This window comes from Agrobacterium tumefaciens str. B6, assembly GCF_001541315.1.
In the GTDB taxonomy this organism is placed as follows: domain Bacteria; phylum Pseudomonadota; class Alphaproteobacteria; order Rhizobiales; family Rhizobiaceae; genus Agrobacterium; species Agrobacterium radiobacter.
Map to the genome: position 1 here is coordinate 1 of NZ_LMVK01000007.1, position 16,726 is coordinate 16,726.

Sequence of the window (16,726 nt, forward strand, 5' to 3'; positions counted from 1 at the left end):
GAACCTCGGCGCGTCTGCGCGCCCCCAGCGGCGGCGCGTCCAACGCCCGCTCGAGCGCCCGCACCCGCCGGCCGGAAGAAGCCCGGGCCCCCGCCCGGCCTCTCCCCCGGGCCCGGGGTCGCGGCCTTGCGGGGGCCCCCCCCCCCCCCGGCTTTTCGACCATTCTGCTCTAAGACCGTGGGGGGCCCCCCCGCCACGCCGATGAATGATACCTGCTTTATTTTGGGAGGAGAAAGCAATGAATATCAACAGACGTACCATACTCGCCGGCGCCGGTTCCGCCGTACTGGCCACCGCCTTCGTGTCGCGCGCCCGCGCTGCCCAATACAATTATAAATATGCCAATAATCTGCCTGCGGCGCACCCGATGAACATTCGCGCCAAGGAGGCCGCCGAGCGTATCGCCAAAGAGACCGATGGGCAGGTCAATATCAGCATCTTCCCCAGCAGCCAGCTGGGTGCCGACACAGACGTTTTGAGTCAGGTGCGCTCTGGAGGCGTAGAATTCTTCACGCTTTCGCCGCTGATCCTGTCGACGCTGGTACCGAACGCCTCCATCAGCGGCATCGGTTTCGCCTTCCCGAACTACGAGTCCGTATGGGCGGCCATGGATGGCGATCTCGGTAAATATGTCCGTGGCGAAATTGCCAAGCAGAATCTCGTTGCCATGGACACCATCTGGGATAACGGCTTCCGCCAGATCACCAGCGCTTCCAAGCCCATCGCCACGCCTGCCGATCTCGAAAGCTTCAAGATCCGCGTGCCAGTGAGCCCGCTCTGGACCTCTATGTTCAAGGCATTCAAGTCGGCCCCTGCCTCGATCAATTTCGCCGAGGTCTATACCGCGCTGCAGACCGGTGTGGTCGATGGCCAGGAAAATCCGCTGGCGATCATTTCTACCGCAAAGCTGTTCGAAGTGCAGAAATTCTGCTCGGTCACCAATCACATGTGGGACGGGTTCTGGTTCCTGGCCAACAAGCGCGCCTGGGAGCGTTTGCCGGATGACCTGCGCGCCATCGTCGCCAAAAACCTCAACCAGTCGGGCAAGGATGAACGCGCCGATGTGGCGAAGCTCAATGCCTCGGTCAAGGAAGATCTGATTTCCAAGGGCATGACCTTCAACGACACGGATGCGACACTCTTCCGCGCCGCGCTGAAAGAGGCAGGCTTCTATTCCGAGTGGAAAGGCAAATACGGCGATGAAGCCTGGGCCATTCTTGAAAAGGCCGTTGGTGCAAGCCTGACCTGACCGGCCCGTTGAGTAACTGGCCCCGCCCGTAGCGGGGCCAACCCGAATATGTCTGACGATTGGAATGGAGACTGCTTTGACAGGTCGCCTGACGGGAAAACGCGCGCTTGTGTTTGGCGCAGGATCATCGGGGCCGGGTTTTGGCAACGGCAAGGCTGCGGCCGTGCAATTTGCCCGCGAAGGCGCGCGCGTAGCCTGTGTCGACCTCTCCGCTGACGCAGCCGAAGAGACGGCTGAGATCATTCGCGGCGAAGGCTTGGAGGCGATTGCGGTTGCCGCCGATGTCACTGAACTACAGTCCGTATCGGCCACCGTTGCCCACACCTGCGAGGCCTTTGGTGGCATCGATATTCTGCACAATAATGTCGGCGTGACCCATATGGGCGGGCCGATTGAGCTGGATGAGGAAAGCTTTCGCGCCTCGGTCGATCTCAATATCGGCTCCGTTTATCGCACCTCCAAGGCTGTGTTGCCGGTGATGTTGGCGCAGGGCGGCGGGGCCATTATCAATATCTCGTCGCTCGCCTCCATTCGCTGGACCGGCTATCCCTATTTTGCCTATTACGCCATGAAGGCAGCTGTAAATCAGGCGACTGTGGCGCTGGCCATGCAATATGCCCGGCAGGGCATTCGCGCCAATTGCATTCTTCCGGGAATGATCGACACCCCACTGATCTACAAGCAGATCAGCAATCAATATGCGTCTGTCGAGGAGATGGTGGCGGCGCGCAATGCGGCTGTCCCGGTGGGCCGCATGGGCGATGCCTTCGATATTGCCCGCGCCGCCGTTTTTCTCGCATCTGATGAGGCTAAGTTCATCACCGGCGTCTGTTTGCCGGTCGATGGCGGGCAAAGCTGTGCGGTGGGGGCGTTTTCCTGAGATGGCAACAACAACAACGATCCCGGTAGAAAAAGATCTGACGGGCGCGCGTGCGGTGGACCGGGCTCTGGCGCTGCTCTCCATGGTCGGGAGGCACGCGGAACGCGGCGTGGCGCTTTCGGTCATCGTGACAGAAAGCGGACTGAACAAGCCCACGGCCCGCCGCCTGCTGCTGGCTCTGATCCGCGCCGGCCTTGTGGAGCAGGATGAGGAAACGCGGCGTTATTACCTCGGCGAAGAAACCTATGTGCTGGGCAGCCTGTCATCGCGCCGGTTTGGCCTTCTTCAAATGGCGCAGGACGGCCTGACGCGCATTTCCCGCCGCTCGGAGGATTCGAGCTTCCTTTCCGTGCGCCGAGATACATTTGCCCTGTGCCTTTACCGCGAAGAAGGCACCTGGCCGGTGCGCACCCATGCACTTCAGGCCGGTTTCGAACACCCCTTGGGTATTGGTGCGGGTTCGCTCGCCATGCTGGCGGCGCTGCCAGACGCCGAGGTGGAAAGTATCATTGCGGCCAATAGCGGGCTGATTGCCGCTAATTATCCCGGCATAACGCTTGAGGGCCTGCGCCGTGATGTCGAGTTGACGAGAGCCAATGGCTATTCGCTCAACCCCGGCCTGATCCTTTCTAATTCCTGGGGTATTGGCGTTGCCATCCGCGCGCCTGATGGCGCTGTGGCGGGAGCGCTGAGCATTGCCGCTGTGGACAGCCGCATGCGGCCGGAGCGCCAGCCGGAACTGGCAGCGCTGCTGCGCGAGGAAGTAACCCGCATCGAGACACGCATTGCAGAAATGATGGCCAGCCGCGCCCGCACGCGCGGTGAAGGCGACACGAAACGGCAAACGAGGAGAACGAGCAAATGAGCAAAGCGCAGATCGTCGGCTGGGCGCATTCGCCTTTCGGCAAGTCGGCCCTTGAAAATACCGAGCAACTGATGGCTTCGGTCGTGGCGCCGGCCATAGACCATGCGGGCGTCGATGTCAGCGATATCGACGGCATTTTCGTCGGCGTGATGAACAATGGCTTCTCGAAACAGGATTTTCAGGGCGCCCTGGTGGCGATGGGCGATGAGCGCCTCGCCTATACGCCGGCAGTGCGTTTCGAAAATGCCTGCTCAACAGGATCGGCCGCCCTCTATAGCGCCATGGATTTCATCGAAGCCGGGCGCCGCCGCATCGCACTCGTTGTCGGCGCCGAAAAAATGACGGCGCTGCCGACCGCAGAGGTGGGCGAAATCCTGCTCTCCGCCTGTTACCGTGCGGAGGAGGCCAATATTCCCGGCGGGTTTGCTGGTCAGTTCGGCCGCATCGCCCAGGCATATTTTCAACGTTATGGCGACCGCTCGGAAGAGCTGGCGATGATTGCCGCAAAGAACCACGCCAATGGCGCGGTCAATCCCTATGCCCATATGCGCAAGGACTTCGGCTTCGATTTCTGCAATACGGTTTCGGACAAGAACCCCTACGTCGCAGGCCCGCTGCGCCGCACCGACTGCTCGCTGATTTCTGATGGCGCTGCCGCGATCATTTTGGCCGACGAGGAAACGGCAGCCACACTCAACCGAGCCATCGGTTTCCGGGGCCGCAAGCATGTCAACGACATCATGGCATTGAGCCGTCGCGATCCGTTGGCCTTCGAAGGCGCGCGCCGCGCCTGGGCCGGTTCGCTGGAACTTGCCGGCGCAACGCTCGACGACCTCTCTTTCGTTGAAACGCACGACTGCTTCACCATTGCCGAACTTATCGAATATGAGGCCATGGGGCTTGCGAAGCCCGGTGAAGGATATCGCGTTGTCCAGGATGGAACGGCGCTGAAGACCGGACGCCTGCCAATCAACCCATCGGGTGGATTGAAGTCGAAAGGTCATCCCGTCGGGGCGACCGGCGTTTCCATGCATGTCATGGCGGCGATGCAATTGATGGGCGAGGCAGGCGACATGCAAATTCCCAATGCCTCCCTGGCTGGCGTGTTCAACATGGGTGGCACGGCGGTTGCCAATTACGTCTCGATCATGGAGCGTGTGAAATGACGATGCAAAGTGCCGTGCAGCATCCCGCGGGCGGGGTTGCGCCCTCCACCACGCGGGTTATGAACCTCTCGCATTTCCTGACGCAGGCGGCACGCCGCAACCCGGACCATATCGGTTTCGTCTGGGGTGAAAAGACTTGGAGCTGGGCTCAAATGGAAGCCCGCGTCGACGCCATGGCCCATGCGCTGGAGACTGAATTCGGCGTCAGAAAGGGGGACCGCATTCTGGTGCAGTCCTCCAACAACAACCAGATGTTCGAATCCATGTTCGCATGCTTCCGCGTGGGTGCGGTGTGGGTGCCGACCAATTACCGTCAATCGCCCGATGAAGTTGCCTATCTGGCGAAGGCCAGCGGCGCACGCGGCATGATTTGCGCCAGTGCTTTTCCCGATCATGCAAAAGCCAGCCATGAGGCAAGCACTATCGATTTCAGCATCGCCATCGGTACGGCTGAGTTCGGTGAGGATTACGATGCCATCGTGGCCCGTCATATGGGGCACAAAGTCAAAAGCCAGGCAGTGGATCGGGATGACCCGTGTTGGTTCTTCTTCACCTCGGGCACCACCGGCCGGCCCAAGGCTGCAGTGCTTACCCATGGCCAGATGGCGTTCGTCATCACCAACCATCTCTGCGATCTGATGCCCGGCACCGGACCGGACGACGCCTCCATCGTCGTTGCCCCGCTTTCACACGGTGCGGGCATTCACCAGCTGGTGCAGGTGGCGCATGGCGCGAAAACCGTCCTGCCGGCGGCGGAAAAGCTCGATGTGCCCGCCGTCTGGGCGCTGATCGAAAAATGGCGCATCACCAACGCCTTCACTGTACCGACCATCCTTAAAATGCTCGTCGAAGACCCCTCTGTGGATCGTTTCGATCACTCCTCACTGCGCTATGTCATCTATGCCGGCGCGCCGATGTATCGCGCGGACCAGAAACGGGCGCTTGCAAAGCTCGGCCCGGTGCTGGTGCAATATTTCGGCCTGGGTGAAGTCACCGGTAACATCACCGTGCTGCCGCCTTCGTTTCATAACGCCGAGGACGGTCCGGAAACGCGAATCGGCACCTGCGGCTTCGACCGCACCGGCATGGAAGTGCAGATCCAGAACGATGCTGGCGAGGAGGTTGGCGCAGGCGAAACCGGCGAAATTTGTGTAATCGGTCCCGCCGTTTTCGCCGGCTACTACGATAATCCCGAGGCCAATGCCAAAGCCTTCCGCAATGGCTGGTTCCGCACGGGCGACCTTGGTCATCGCGATGAGAACGGCTTCCTCTACATCACCGGGCGCGCCTCCGACATGTATATTTCCGGCGGCTCTAACATCTATCCGCGTGAAATCGAGGAAAAAATCCTCATGCATCCTGACATCAGCGAGACTGCGGTTCTGGGTGTGCCGGACGCCGTGTGGGGCGAGGTCGGTGTGGCCGTTTGCGTGGCCCGCGAGGGCGCGGATATCGCCGCCATCGATCTTAAGGCCTATCTGGAAGGCAAGATGGCCCGCTACAAGCTGCCGAAATCAGTGGTGTTCTGGGATGCCATGCCGAAATCCGCCTACGGCAAGATCACCAAGAAAATGATCCGCGAGGAACTGGAGAAACGCGGTCAGATGCCGACTTTCGAAGAAAAGCGGACAGGCTGACAGGCGTAACATTCAATCGGGAGGAGACGGCATGACACAAGAAAAGACAGAGACAAAAGGGGCTGTCGCGATCACCGGCGGTGCATCCGGCATCGGCTTTTCCACTGCGCAGCTCCTGATGGCGCGCGGCTGGCAGCCATGGTTGCTGGATCTCAAGCGCGAGGCGCTGGATATAGCCTGCGAAAAGCTCGGTATCGATCTCTCGCGCGGCATCGTCTGCAATGTTGCGGACGAGGCATCGATAGAGATGGCTTTCGCCGCCCTGACGGCTAACGGTGCCGATCATGCGGTTGATCTGGTCGCCGTCGTCAACAGCGCCGGCATCGGTATCGACAAGCTGTCCGTCGACACAAGCGTCGAAGAATTTCGCCGTATCGTTGATGTCAATCTAGTCGGCAGCTTCGCGGTAGCGCGCACTGCCGCACGTTACTGGCTGGAGCGCGATATTGCCGGCTCGATCGTGAATATCAGCTCTGTTTCCGGCATGTGTGGAAATCGTGGCCGCAGCGCCTATGGCGCTTCGAAAGGCGGCGTCAATCTTCTGACGATGGTAATGGCAAACGAGCTGGGGCAATCGGGCATTCGTGTCAATGCAATTGCTCCCGGTCCGGTCGATACCCCCCTCACCCAGGCGGTTCATACTGAAAATGTTCGCGACCAATGGCATAGCCGCGTTCCGATGCATCGCTATGGCAGGACGGACGAGATCGCCTCTGCCGTTGCTTTCCTCGTGTCGGATGACGCAAGCTACATCAACGGACAGGTACTCGCCGTGGATGGGGGCTTCATTACCGCGGGGCTTGCGGTATGACGGAGACAGGCACGCAAGAGCTTCCCCGCCACATCGTCCATCCCGGACCGATAACGCCTGAACGCTTTCGCGCCGTCGGCTGCCATGCCTATCCCGTTACGCTGACGGTCCGGTCCGGCGTAAGCGCCAATGAAGCGATTGCCGATGCCTTTGCGGAGTTGGGGTTCGAAGGTGGTTACGTCAGACTGAAGAACGTACCGATGAAACGGTTGCATTATGTCATGCCGGCAGCCGCACCGGATGACGCACATGCCGCATGGTATAGCGAAACCTTTTCCATGCCGGGTGGCACAATCATCGATGCCGGCCTGCATATGGGCCGGCGTGATAGCGCGCCGTTTCTGCATTGCCATGGTTCATGGAAGAGTGCCGACGGCGTAGTCTCCATGGGGCATCTGCTGCCTTTCGAGACCGAATTTGCTGTAGAAACAAAGCTTGAGGCTCTGGCGCTGGATGGAGCGATCCTCGATGTGCAAAAGGATGAGGAAACCAATTTCCCACTTTTTACACCCATCGGGCAGCAGCGCCGCCAGAAGGGTTCGGGTCTTCGGGCACTTTTATGCACAGTGCGCCCCAATACCGATATATGCACGGCACTCGAAGAGGTCTCTACCCAGTTTGGCCTGCGAGAAGTCGAAGTCAATGGAATTGGCAGCCTGGTCGGTGCGGATTATGAAGACGGAACAAGCCTCAACGCCTACGCGAGCGAAATCCTCATAAACAAGGGCCGTATCGGCCCGGCCGCGTCGGGAGACCGACAGGCAATGCTGGATATTGCGATGGTGGACCTCACCACACATATCAGCGGCGGGCGGCTGGTGCGCGGCAAGAACCCGGTCTGCGTTACTTTCGAGCTACTTCTGACCGAAAGACAGAGGCACGCCGCATGAGTTGCGCTGAGCAACTCACCGGCCCGCCTGACGACAACTCACGCCGCCTGCGGCTTTTCCGCAGGCAACCACTCTTCCAGCGTCACTTCAAAAGTCATGCAAACCGGGTTAGCTCCGGCGATGAAGGGACCGCCATAAACCGAACCTTCGGTATCGGCGACGACACCGGTCAGCGAGGCGCGCAGCGAGCCGTCCGGCTGGGCACGCACTTCGCCGGCAATGGAGACGATTTCCACGGCGGGACCGTGTATTTGCAAGAACGCGCCGCTGCGGGTGCCGAGACAGGCATCGACCAGACTGCCCAGCGCGCCGCGCACAAAGGCATTTCTGAAACCTTCGGCAAGGCACAGTTTTTCGACACCGAGAACAAGGTCTTCATTGGGTGCGATGCGGGCATAGGCCACACGCCCCATGGATCCGATTTCGACAGTGTTATGCGTGTTCATCGGCGCGCTCCGTACGGTTCCTTGGTTGAAGAAGGGGAATATTGGTTTCAGGGTCGAAGGACTGTTGCAGCACGAAACTGTCGAGTGAGGTCACCAAGGCGGAAACACCGCCTTCGCCGACAATACAGGATTCAGTCAGCAAATGGCCGCCTTTGACCACACCCGCTGCGGTGCGCATGGCGGCATGGCAATGGACGATCGGCTCTCCCTTCATGCTGCGCCCCAGCGTGGCATTGCCGAAGACAAGCCAGGCAGCACCGGCGTCGATGGGCTTCGTATAGGCAATGACCGCTCTGCCGGAAGGGTCGGGCGGGGCCACGCAATAGGACAATATGTCAAAATAACCGCCGAGAATGGTGAGCGAGGCATTCTCAATGCCGTTTTCGAAAAGCGGCCGCACGATGCCATCGTAAAGGCTACGCCCCGGCGCGACGAACAGCCGCACATGGCGCGCAGATGGCGAGCGAAGGCTGTTGATGCGCACCGGCGCGGAAATGCCGGGATGGATGAGCGTTCTCGGCCTTGGAAAATGCTGCTGTTCTATTGGTGCCACGCCTGCTCCTCCCTGCTGCCTGTACCTTGCAGTACGGTACTCAAAAATCAGCCGAAGGTGCTTTCGAATGACACCACCAAACGGCGCGTCGGAAAACACTTCTTTCGCAGGCTGCCGCCGCGACGGCAGATTTTTTTGCAACGTATTTTGGGGAGGCCGGCATGACGAAGCCGCTAGACAGAATTGACCGCAAAATATTGCGCACCCTCCTGGAGAACGGCAGGTTGAGCAATTCGGAGCTTTCGGAAAAGGTGGGGCTCTCGCCCAGCCCCTGCTGGCAGCGCGTCAAGCGGCTGGAAGACGAAGGGGTCATTCGCGGCTACACCGCCATTCTCGATCAAGCCAAGCTCGGACTGACCGAAACCGTCATCATCGAGGTGATGCTGGAGCGCCACGACGACGAGGTTCTGGAGCGTTTCGGGGAAGCGATGGCCGCTCTTCCGGAGGTGTTGGAAGCCTATCTGACAACAGGTGAATATGATTATCTCATCAAGGTGGCAGTGGCGGGAACCGCAGGCTACGAGCAGTTTCTGAGGCGGAAACTCTATAAGATAGAGGGTGTGCGCCACTCCCGATCCTGTTTCGCGCTCAAATGTCTCAAACACACATTATCAGTCGTGCCCGATCCCGAACCTCCTTTAATCGAAGCGGCGGGCATTGGCCGCGTGCCGGCAAGATAGCGGAATGCATTCCCATTCTTTTGCAGGGTCTGTCCCTTGAGTTCGCAAAGGCTTCCATCTCGGCCATGGCTGACGCCAATGGATGTTACCCCGCCCCTGCCACGCAAATCCATCCCGGCCAATGCCGACGCCATAGCGCATGGCGGCGCATCGGGCTCGACAGTTTATCCACCTCCTGGCATCCGGCCTGCGGCTCTGACGATCGTTGTGGCGCTTGGCATCTCCCTCGGCAAGCGCTGCAAGAACTCGTCCGATGATCATCACCTGGCAGCGTGATATTATCCCTATTTACCAATATCCTCGGGGTATGTTTTAATCTCGCCATGTTGGAGAAACCAAGGTGTTTCGGGGTATCCACCCTTAAGGCGTTATGCCTTTTGCTGAGTGTTTCTGTATGTCTTTTCCTGGCCTCGTGCGCGCGGCCAGGCCAGGCGAGTTTGCAGGTCGTGCAGCCGGCAAGGGGCGCGACACAGCAGACAATTCTGGTCGTGACAACGCGCGAACCGGATAAATTGGGCAATAACGGCTTCTCCAGCGAAAGAGCCCAATATCCGACCTATCTCCGCATGGTCGTTTCGGTTCCACCGGGACACAGACCGGGGACGATCGAATGGCCACGCGGAACACCAAATGCCGCGTCTTCCTTTGCGGTCATCGAAAGCAAAGTTATCTCTCACGAGAAATTCATCGATATGGCTGCAGCCGGGCGCTCGGCTTTGGTCTTCGTGCACGGTTACAACAACAATTTTCAGGAAAGCCTGTTCCGGCTCGTCCAGATATCGGCCGATGCTGACGCCAGGAGCACACCGATATTGTTTGCGTGGCCGTCTCGGGGAAATTTCTCGAGCTATCTCGCCGACAGGGATTCCAGCAATTTCTCCCGTGACGAACTCGTGCAAACCCTTGATGATCTCGGCACCAGAAAAGTCGAGACGAAAATTCTGGCACATAGCATGGGCAGTTGGCTGACCGTCGAGACATTGCGGCAATTGCGCCTTCAGTCGAAAAGTCTTTCCCTTGGCCAGATCGACCAGGTGATACTTGCCGCGCCTGATATCGACATCGATATCTTCCGGAAGCAACTGAAAGTCGTCGGCAACCTGAAAAAACCGATCATCGTACTGTCCACAAAGGACGATCTCGCTCTCGCGACATCACGATGGCTCTCAGGTGCATCGGCCAAAGCCGGGGCGCTCGATATCGACGATCCCCGCACCATCGCATTGGCCGAAGAACGCAATCTCCAGATCATCGATATTAGCGATTTGAGGGCGCCGACGAGGATCAGACACGACAGATTCGTCACGCTGGCGACCATGCTGCCCCGGATTCCCTTGAGGGCCCTGACGGCGGGAACGGTGGGAACGGGCACGCTTTCCGTCTCGCCGGCCAACTCCGAGGATGAACGTATTCTCAGGGAGGCCGCCGAATTGCTGGACGAAGACAACCATCCGGCATTGCCACGTCGATCCGCCGGTTCAATGTAATAACGCGAGAGGTGAGTGAAATGGAAAGACATCGCAGATTGTTTCTTCAGCTCATTGGAGCCTTGATACTGGTACCAGGGGCAGCATCCTCGGAAACGGTGGGGCCTCGTGCTCCCGTGGGCAGACGCCCGCCGCCGCCGCCGAAACGGAAAGAACACACTCCTCCTCCACGAAAGGGCTATCGGTGGATTGAGGGACGATGGGTATGGAATATCCGGCGAAGCCGATATATCTGGGTGGCCGGGCGGTTTCAACGCCATCGGTCATAGGACGAGATCAGGCTATAGCCGCGAAGGATCAGGTCGTCCTGCGCTTTCACAACGACATTCTGCTCCGCCAAAAATGGTGCCCCCGGAGCAGATTGCATCCTCTATGGCCGATGGACATTGCTACGCTTTATCTTGGCTTCAGCGTCGCGACGAGCCACCGCACCGAAGAGGGGAAGGAGTTGCCAGAGAGCGGAAACCCCGATCAACGTATAGATGATACGCGCAAGGATGGCGCCCGGGCCTCCTAACAAAAGCCCTATGGGATCGAACTGGAACAGGCCGATAAGAAGCCAGTCAAGCCCGCCGATGACGATAAGAAGCAATGTAATCGTGTTGAGTATACGCATCTCGCCGCTCCTACCCATCTGAATTTGCAGTTTCGCTGTCTGAAAGGACGGTGGCGAGCCACGTCGTGGAGGCGACCATCGAACAGAAGACGATGAATGTGATCAATATCGGAACCCCTATGAAGGCTCCGGCCAGCCCCCACATGAAACTCCAGAAGAACACCGAAAAGATGACCGCAAAAGGCGATATGGCCAGCGATGCACCCGCCAGCCTCGGTTCGAGGTAACTGCCGATAACGAACTGTATGAGGTTGAGGCTCACAAAGATAAGCAGTGCTGGCTGCCAGGTATCAAACTGGGCAATGGCGAAGAGGGTCGGCAGGGTCGTCGCCACCAATGGCCCCAGAAACGGAATGTAGTTGAAGGCAAATGCGATGACGCCCCAGGCCGCAGCCAGTTCCAATCCCGCACCGATGGACAGGAGCCATACGAGCAATCCCGTGAGAATGCTGGCGAAGGTACGCACAAGCATGAAACGGCGAAATTTCATTGCAATGATGCGGCTCGCTGCAAGGATGATCTGGCCGTGAGGCTGCGCAGCCGGCAGCCCCAAGCGAACGGCGAAATCCTCGACCTCCAGAAGCCCCAGCATGACGAAGATCAGCACCAGCAGCGTAAACCCGCCGAAGCTGTTCAGGCGCCCCGCCGTGCTCTGCAGAACCGACAGCAGTCTGGTGACATCGAACCAGTCCCCGATCGGCCCGGCTATCGCTATGCCATGCTGTTCCAGCCAATCCACGACAGCCGAATAAGTGGCTTGCAGGCGGTCGGCATTCATGAACAGCCACTGGCCCAGCCTGCCCAATCCCCAGGCGAGCGAGGAACCGATCGCGACGATGAAGCCGATCGTGATGATCAACGTGATCAGCAGCGCCAGAAGACGCGGAAGCCTTGTCTGCAAGGCAAGCTGGCAAGGCCACACGATGGCGATGATGAAGAGAGCGAAAAATAAGGGCGCAAAAACCGCTTGCGCTGCGAACAGGAAAGCCAAAACGAGAATGCCGGAAACGAGCATGCCTGTCATCGGTCTGCGAGGTGCTTCCGGCATTTTCCGCTCCTGACAGCTGCCAAATCGGGCGTGCTCGCTTGTCTCGTGGCCTAAAGCGCTAAAGCTGGCCTTCGGCGGCCGCCGTAGAGCCCGGATGGATTGATTTCAAAGAATGTTTTTATGGATGCGGCCATCCTTCATGATGACGGAAAGGTATTTCTGAGGATTTTCCATGATGCTGATGTCATCGAGCGGATTCCCGTCAACGACGATAAGATCTGCCAGTGCATCGGCTTCGATCACACCGAGCTTGCCGGGATAGGGATTGCGGAAACTGGAAAGTGCCAGCAATTCCGCATTGCCTGATGTCGCCATCTGCAGGATTTCTGCACTTGTGTACCAGTGACGCAGATGCGTGAGCATGAAATTCTGACGCGGACCGAGTTGTGGCGAAAACAGAACATCCGACCCCCAGGCCGTCTTGATCCCGTACTTCCGGGCAAACTCATAGATTCTGGGCGTGCCGGCGAATAGTTGCTGGATACGCTCCAGACCCGGTCCACTCTGCGATGCCGCGTCCTCCATCGTCAGGAAGGGCTGCATGCTGAGCCATGCTCCCTTGTCGGCGATCATTCTCGCCGTTTCCTCATCGATCAGATGGGCGTGCTCGATACAGGCGACACCCGCTGCCAGCGCCCGTTGCACCGCGCGAGGCGTATAGGCGTGGGTCGTAACATAGGTGTTCCAGTCCCGCGCCACCTCGACGGCTGCCCTCAGCTCTTCCTCGCTGAATGTCGTCATGTCGAGCGGACTTCGCGGAGACGACACACCCCCGCTTCCGACGATCTTGATCTGCGATGCTCCCTGGAGCAATTGCTCCCGAATACGCAATCTCATCTCGCCTATGTCGTCGACAATTGCCGATGCCCCCATCAGCTCGCTTGAGCTTAGCCGCCCTCCATCCCTTGGGATTTCCGTCGGCAAACGTAAATCGCCGTGACCACCTGACGTCGTTATCATCGCCCCGCACGGGAATATGCGTGGCCCGGGTATCATCCCTGCGTCCACGGCCTGCTTGAATGAAAATACAGGTCCTCCAAGATCGCGCACCGTTGTGAAGCCGCGCATGAGCGTCCGCTCGGCTTCGGCAGTCGAGGCCGCAAAAATGATACCGGGGTCTCCAGCCAAGAGGATATTAAGGGGAACCGCCGCAAAAATCGTATGCCAGTGAGCATCGATCAAACCCGGCAGCAGAACACCATTGCGGCAATTTATGACAGTCGCGTCTGCAGGTACCGGATTGTTGGCCGGGTCAACAGCGATGATTTTCCCGTTTTCTACAAGAACCTGCACACCCGTTTGCACCGTGCCTGATTTACCGTCGAAAAGACGCACCTCGCGGAATACGGTTTTTGACTGGGCTTCCTGGGCAGTGGAGGACTTCGGCATCCCGGTCGAAAGCGCGGCAGCTGCGAGACCCGCCAGGAATCCCCGTCTCGACAGGGATTCCAGGCGACGCGAGACGGTCTGCAGCGAAGGATTGAAGCAGCCGCAGCCGGAACCGTGGAGCAGATGGCTATATTTCCGTCCGAAACTTTGCATGAGGCGTCGTCTCCTCAACAGGGGCTGCCTGGATGACGGCATCCCATTACGGCAAGACAGGAAGCGCGCGTGTCAGGTGCGCGCTCCCAGCGGTTTCGTGAAATGCTTCAATAGTCAACGGCATCGCGGACAATCGGGCACGTCATGCAATGGCCGCCGCCACGACCGCGCCCAAGCTCGGCGCCCGTGATCGTAATGACCTCGATGCCCTCCTTGCGAAGCAAGGTATTGGTGTAGGTGTTTCGGTCATAGGCATAGACGACGCCCGGTGAAGCACATACGAGGTTCGCGCCGCTGTCCCATTGGGTTCGCTCGCGCATATAGTCGTTGCCGCCGGTCTCCACGACGCGCATCTTTTTCAGGCCGAGGGAATCCCTGACAGTCTCAACAAAGCTGCCCTTGTCCTTGTGCAGCTCGACCCCTCCATTGCCGTCCGGGCGGAAAGAAAAGGCCTCAATACCGTTGACGATATCCGGATAAAGCAGGACGCAATCACGGTCGGCGAAAGTGAAGACCGTATCAAGGTGCATGGCTGCGCGCAGCTTGGGCATGGCGGCGACAATCACACGTTCCGCCGCTCCCTTTTCGAACAAGGCGGCCGCGACCTGGCTGATGGCCTGGCGGGACGTACGTTCGCTCATGCCGATCAGGACATTGCCTTTGCCGATCGGCATCACGTCACCGCCTTCCAGCGTGGCAAGGCCCCAGTCCTTGGTCGGATCGCCCCACCAGACATTGACCTTACCCGCAAAGTCCGGATGAAACTTGTAGATAGCCGTGGTGAGGATCGTTTCCTCATGACGCGCCGGCCAATAAAGCGAGTTGAGGGTCACGCCGCCGTAGATCCAGCATGTCGTGTCCCGTGTGTAGAGGGTATTCGGCAAAGGTGGCAGGAGATATTCGTTGACCCCCGCAGCATCGCGTATCAGAGCGAGCTGCTCTCCCCCGACACTGTCCGGAAACTCAAAGGTCGACAATCCGCCGATCAGCGTTTCGGCGAGTTCCCGATCTCCCAGTCCTTCGAGATAGGACCTGACCTCATTGAGAAGACCCAGCCCGATCTGGTTGGGCACGACCTGTTGATCGAGAATCCAGGTCCTGGCTTCTGGTATGGCCACGGTTTGCGCCAGGAGATTGTGCATCTCCAAGACCTCGATTCCGCGATCCCGCATTTTCGTCATGAAGTCGAAATGATCGCGCTTGGCGTTTTCCACCCACAGGACATCGTCAAAGAGAAGCGCGTCACAATTGCTTGGTGTCAGCCGCTGGTGCGCTCGCCCGGGTGCGCAGACCATGACCTTGCGCAGTTGCCCAACTTCGGAATGAACGCCAAAAGGTGTCGTTTGTGTCATGACCTTCGCCTCTCAGTTTAGGGTGTGATGATACCTGTAAGCAATCCGTAGGCCCCAACCAGGCCTCCGATAATCGTCACTGCGAACACGATGAGTTCGGCCGGTGTGAACAATGTGAGTTTCTGTTCGCGCCGTGCCCAGAAGTAGAGAATGGTGCCCGGCACGAACAGCACTGCGACAAGCAGGACATATTTCAAACCGGCGGCGGCAAACATGAAGAGCGTGTAGACCACCGCAACCCAGGCGAAGAATTGATCGCGCCCCCGTTGTTCCGGCGTGGTCTCATAACCCTCACCCCGGCGGGCGACCAGCACGCCGTAACCAGCAACGAGAAGATAGGGCAAGAGCGCCGTCACGCTCGTCATGTCCAGCATGAAGTTGAATGCATCCCGCGACCAGTAGGTCGAAATGACGAAAAGCGAGACAACGATATTGGTCAGCCAGAGCGCATTTGCGGGCACCCTGTTGCCATTCTGCTCCGCAAATATTTTCGGCATGTCCTGCGACTTGGCTGCGGCAAAAAGCACTTCAGCGCAAATGAGAGACCAGGCCAGATATGCGCCGAGAACGGAAATCAGGACGCCGATGGATATGAACACAGCACCCCAATGCCCAACGACCGCTTCGAGAACGCTGGCTATGGATGGCTGTTGAACCGCTGCAATGGCCGATTGGGGCAAGACCGCGTAGGGCAGCAACGTTACAGCGACCATGAGGCCTGTCACACCGACGAAGCCGAGAATCGTGGCAGAGCCGACGTCAGATCGCTTCTGGGCGAAGCGGGAATAGACGCTTGCCCCTTCGATGCCGAGGAACACGAAAACGGTGATGAGCATCGTATCCCGCACTTGTGAGACAAGCGACTTCACGGGCATATCGGCGCCACCGAAAAAGTTCTCGGAAAACTGCGTGTACTTGAAGAATATGATCAACGCCACGATGAAGACCAGGATCGGAACGATCTTGGCAATCGTGACGATCGTATTGACGAAAGCCGCCTGCTCCACGCCGCGCAAAATCATGAAATGAAACGCCCATATGCCGACGAGCGATACGATGATTGCCGTCGCGCTGCTTCCATCTCCGAAGACAGAGGGAAAAAAGCGACCGAGAGTCGAGCCGATCAGAACCCAGTAAAAAACGTTACCAAGGCAACTGCCGAGCCAATAGCCGAAGGCGGAAAGGAAACCCATGTAGTTTCCAAAACCTTCCTTGGCGTAGGCGAAAACACCTGAATCTATATCCGGCTTCTTCTCCGCGAGAGCCTGGAAGACGCGCGCGAGCATATACATGCCCGTCCCCGCGATAACCCAGGCGATGATCGCGCCAAAAGGCCCCGTAGCAGATCCGAAGCGGCCCGGAAGGTTGAAAATACCCGCCCCCACCATGGAGCCGACGACCATTGCCGTCAGCGAGAATAACGTGAGTTTCTGTTGCGACGTTGCCATAAACATACCTCTCCCATTAAAGTATAAATTCAGCATAAAGCCCACAAAAGCGAGCA

General features: G+C 58.6%; 16 protein-coding genes and 1 pseudogene. 9 read left to right on the top strand and 8 right to left on the bottom strand.

Annotation, left to right across the window (positions count from 1 at the left end):
* The first annotated feature begins 238 nt into the window (after positions 1 to 238).
* The 7 genes from ASB65_RS07130 (at position 239) to ASB65_RS07160 (ending at position 7,498) form a co-directional block, all read left to right on the top strand.
* A complete protein-coding gene (locus ASB65_RS07130) occupies positions 239 to 1,249 on the top strand; it encodes a TRAP transporter substrate-binding protein (RefSeq protein ID WP_003517515.1) in 1,011 nt (336 codons plus the stop codon).
* Between the two features lie 76 nt (positions 1,250 to 1,325).
* Entirely contained in the window at positions 1,326 to 2,129 is an 804-nt protein-coding gene (locus ASB65_RS07135) for an SDR family NAD(P)-dependent oxidoreductase (protein WP_162266771.1), read from the top strand.
* A gap of 1 nt (position 2,130) precedes the next feature.
* Entirely contained in the window at positions 2,131 to 2,994 is an 864-nt protein-coding gene (locus tag ASB65_RS07140; protein WP_003508275.1) for an IclR family transcriptional regulator, read from the top strand.
* On the top strand, positions 2,991 to 4,160 hold the full coding sequence (locus ASB65_RS07145) for an acetyl-CoA acetyltransferase (protein ID WP_060723456.1): 1,170 nt from the start codon (positions 2,991 to 2,993) through the stop codon (positions 4,158 to 4,160). The genes ASB65_RS07140 and ASB65_RS07145 overlap by 4 nt, the downstream gene beginning before the upstream one ends.
* Positions 4,157 to 5,797: an acyl-CoA synthetase gene (locus ASB65_RS07150; RefSeq protein ID WP_060723457.1), complete on the top strand. Its 1,641-nt coding sequence runs from the start codon at positions 4,157 to 4,159 to the stop codon at positions 5,795 to 5,797. Before ASB65_RS07145 ends, ASB65_RS07150 begins: the two co-directional genes overlap by 4 nt.
* Positions 5,798 to 5,828: 31 nt before the next feature.
* Entirely contained in the window at positions 5,829 to 6,608 is a 780-nt protein-coding gene (locus ASB65_RS07155) for an SDR family NAD(P)-dependent oxidoreductase (protein ID WP_060723458.1), read from the top strand.
* A complete protein-coding gene (locus ASB65_RS07160; protein ID WP_060723459.1) occupies positions 6,605 to 7,498 on the top strand; it encodes a DUF296 domain-containing protein in 894 nt (297 codons plus the stop codon). Before ASB65_RS07155 ends, ASB65_RS07160 begins: the two co-directional genes overlap by 4 nt.
* A 38-nt stretch (positions 7,499 to 7,536) precedes the next feature.
* On the opposite strand, the gene ASB65_RS07165 is transcribed toward ASB65_RS07160, so the two are convergent.
* Positions 7,537 to 7,944 (bottom strand): PPC domain-containing DNA-binding protein, encoded by a 408-nt coding sequence (locus tag ASB65_RS07165; RefSeq protein WP_060723460.1) that lies wholly within the window; start codon positions 7,942 to 7,944, stop codon positions 7,537 to 7,539.
* Positions 7,931 to 8,497, bottom strand: coding sequence for a hypothetical protein (locus ASB65_RS07170; RefSeq protein WP_060723461.1), 567 nt, complete (start codon positions 8,495 to 8,497; stop codon positions 7,931 to 7,933). Before ASB65_RS07170 ends, ASB65_RS07165 begins: the two co-directional genes overlap by 14 nt.
* Positions 8,498 to 8,658: 161 nt before the next feature.
* Between ASB65_RS07170 and ASB65_RS07175 the strand changes: the two genes are divergently transcribed.
* Positions 8,659 to 9,177, top strand: coding sequence for an Lrp/AsnC family transcriptional regulator (locus ASB65_RS07175; protein WP_060723462.1), 519 nt, complete (start codon positions 8,659 to 8,661; stop codon positions 9,175 to 9,177).
* A gap of 48 nt (positions 9,178 to 9,225) precedes the next feature.
* On the opposite strand, the pseudogene ASB65_RS27135 reads toward ASB65_RS07175, so the two are convergent.
* A pseudogene (locus ASB65_RS27135) lies at positions 9,226 to 9,321 on the bottom strand (L,D-transpeptidase); the annotation flags it as partial.
* Between the two features lie 344 nt (positions 9,322 to 9,665).
* Between ASB65_RS27135 and ASB65_RS07185 the strand changes: the two are divergent.
* Positions 9,666 to 10,664, top strand: a complete 999-nt coding sequence (locus tag ASB65_RS07185) for an alpha/beta hydrolase (RefSeq protein ID WP_158006598.1) — start codon at positions 9,666 to 9,668, stop codon at positions 10,662 to 10,664.
* A 370-nt stretch (positions 10,665 to 11,034) separates the two neighbouring features.
* On the opposite strand, the gene ASB65_RS07190 is transcribed toward ASB65_RS07185, so the two are convergent.
* The 5 genes from ASB65_RS07190 to ASB65_RS07210 form a co-directional block, all read right to left on the bottom strand.
* Positions 11,035 to 11,280 (bottom strand): DUF378 domain-containing protein, encoded by a 246-nt coding sequence (locus tag ASB65_RS07190; protein WP_060723529.1) that lies wholly within the window; start codon positions 11,278 to 11,280, stop codon positions 11,035 to 11,037.
* A gap of 10 nt (positions 11,281 to 11,290) precedes the next feature.
* On the bottom strand, positions 11,291 to 12,328 hold the full coding sequence (locus tag ASB65_RS07195; RefSeq protein ID WP_060723465.1) for an AI-2E family transporter: 1,038 nt from the start codon (positions 12,326 to 12,328) through the stop codon (positions 11,291 to 11,293).
* A 105-nt stretch (positions 12,329 to 12,433) separates the two neighbouring features.
* A complete protein-coding gene (locus ASB65_RS07200; RefSeq protein WP_060723466.1) occupies positions 12,434 to 13,870 on the bottom strand; it encodes a metal-dependent hydrolase family protein in 1,437 nt (478 codons plus the stop codon).
* A 107-nt stretch (positions 13,871 to 13,977) separates the two neighbouring features.
* Complete coding sequence (arcA, locus tag ASB65_RS07205) at positions 13,978 to 15,222, bottom strand: arginine deiminase (RefSeq protein WP_003508257.1); 1,245 nt, start codon at positions 15,220 to 15,222, stop codon at positions 13,978 to 13,980.
* 17 nt (positions 15,223 to 15,239) lie between these two features.
* Positions 15,240 to 16,670 carry a basic amino acid/polyamine antiporter gene (locus tag ASB65_RS07210; protein ID WP_060723467.1) on the bottom strand — a complete coding sequence of 477 codons (1,431 nt, stop codon included), beginning with the start codon at positions 16,668 to 16,670 and terminating at the stop codon, positions 15,240 to 15,242.
* Positions 16,671 to 16,726 lie beyond the last annotated feature (56 nt).

What these genes read in the sequence shown, in the direction of transcription:
- arcA (WP_003508257.1), bottom strand. Translation starts at nt 15,222, where the DNA reads ATGACACAAACGACACCTTTTGGCGTTCATTCCGAAGTTGGGCAACTG.
- ASB65_RS07155 (WP_060723458.1), top strand. Translation starts at nt 5,829, where the DNA reads ATGACACAAGAAAAGACAGAGACAAAAGGGGCTGTCGCGATCACCGGC.
- ASB65_RS07145 (WP_060723456.1), top strand. Translation starts at nt 2,991, where the DNA reads ATGAGCAAAGCGCAGATCGTCGGCTGGGCGCATTCGCCTTTCGGCAAG.
- ASB65_RS07160 (WP_060723459.1), top strand. Translation starts at nt 6,605, where the DNA reads ATGACGGAGACAGGCACGCAAGAGCTTCCCCGCCACATCGTCCATCCC.
- ASB65_RS07210 (WP_060723467.1), bottom strand. Translation starts at nt 16,670, where the DNA reads ATGGCAACGTCGCAACAGAAACTCACGTTATTCTCGCTGACGGCAATG.
- ASB65_RS07140 (WP_003508275.1), top strand. Translation starts at nt 2,131, where the DNA reads ATGGCAACAACAACAACGATCCCGGTAGAAAAAGATCTGACGGGCGCG.
- ASB65_RS07150 (WP_060723457.1), top strand. Translation starts at nt 4,157, where the DNA reads ATGACGATGCAAAGTGCCGTGCAGCATCCCGCGGGCGGGGTTGCGCCC.
- ASB65_RS07175 (WP_060723462.1), top strand. Translation starts at nt 8,659, where the DNA reads ATGACGAAGCCGCTAGACAGAATTGACCGCAAAATATTGCGCACCCTC.
- ASB65_RS07200 (WP_060723466.1), bottom strand. Translation starts at nt 13,870, where the DNA reads ATGCAAAGTTTCGGACGGAAATATAGCCATCTGCTCCACGGTTCCGGC.
- ASB65_RS07195 (WP_060723465.1), bottom strand. Translation starts at nt 12,328, where the DNA reads ATGCCGGAAGCACCTCGCAGACCGATGACAGGCATGCTCGTTTCCGGC.
- ASB65_RS07190 (WP_060723529.1), bottom strand. Translation starts at nt 11,280, where the DNA reads ATGCGTATACTCAACACGATTACATTGCTTCTTATCGTCATCGGCGGG.
- ASB65_RS07130 (WP_003517515.1), top strand. Translation starts at nt 239, where the DNA reads ATGAATATCAACAGACGTACCATACTCGCCGGCGCCGGTTCCGCCGTA.
- ASB65_RS07165 (WP_060723460.1), bottom strand. Translation starts at nt 7,944, where the DNA reads ATGAACACGCATAACACTGTCGAAATCGGATCCATGGGGCGTGTGGCC.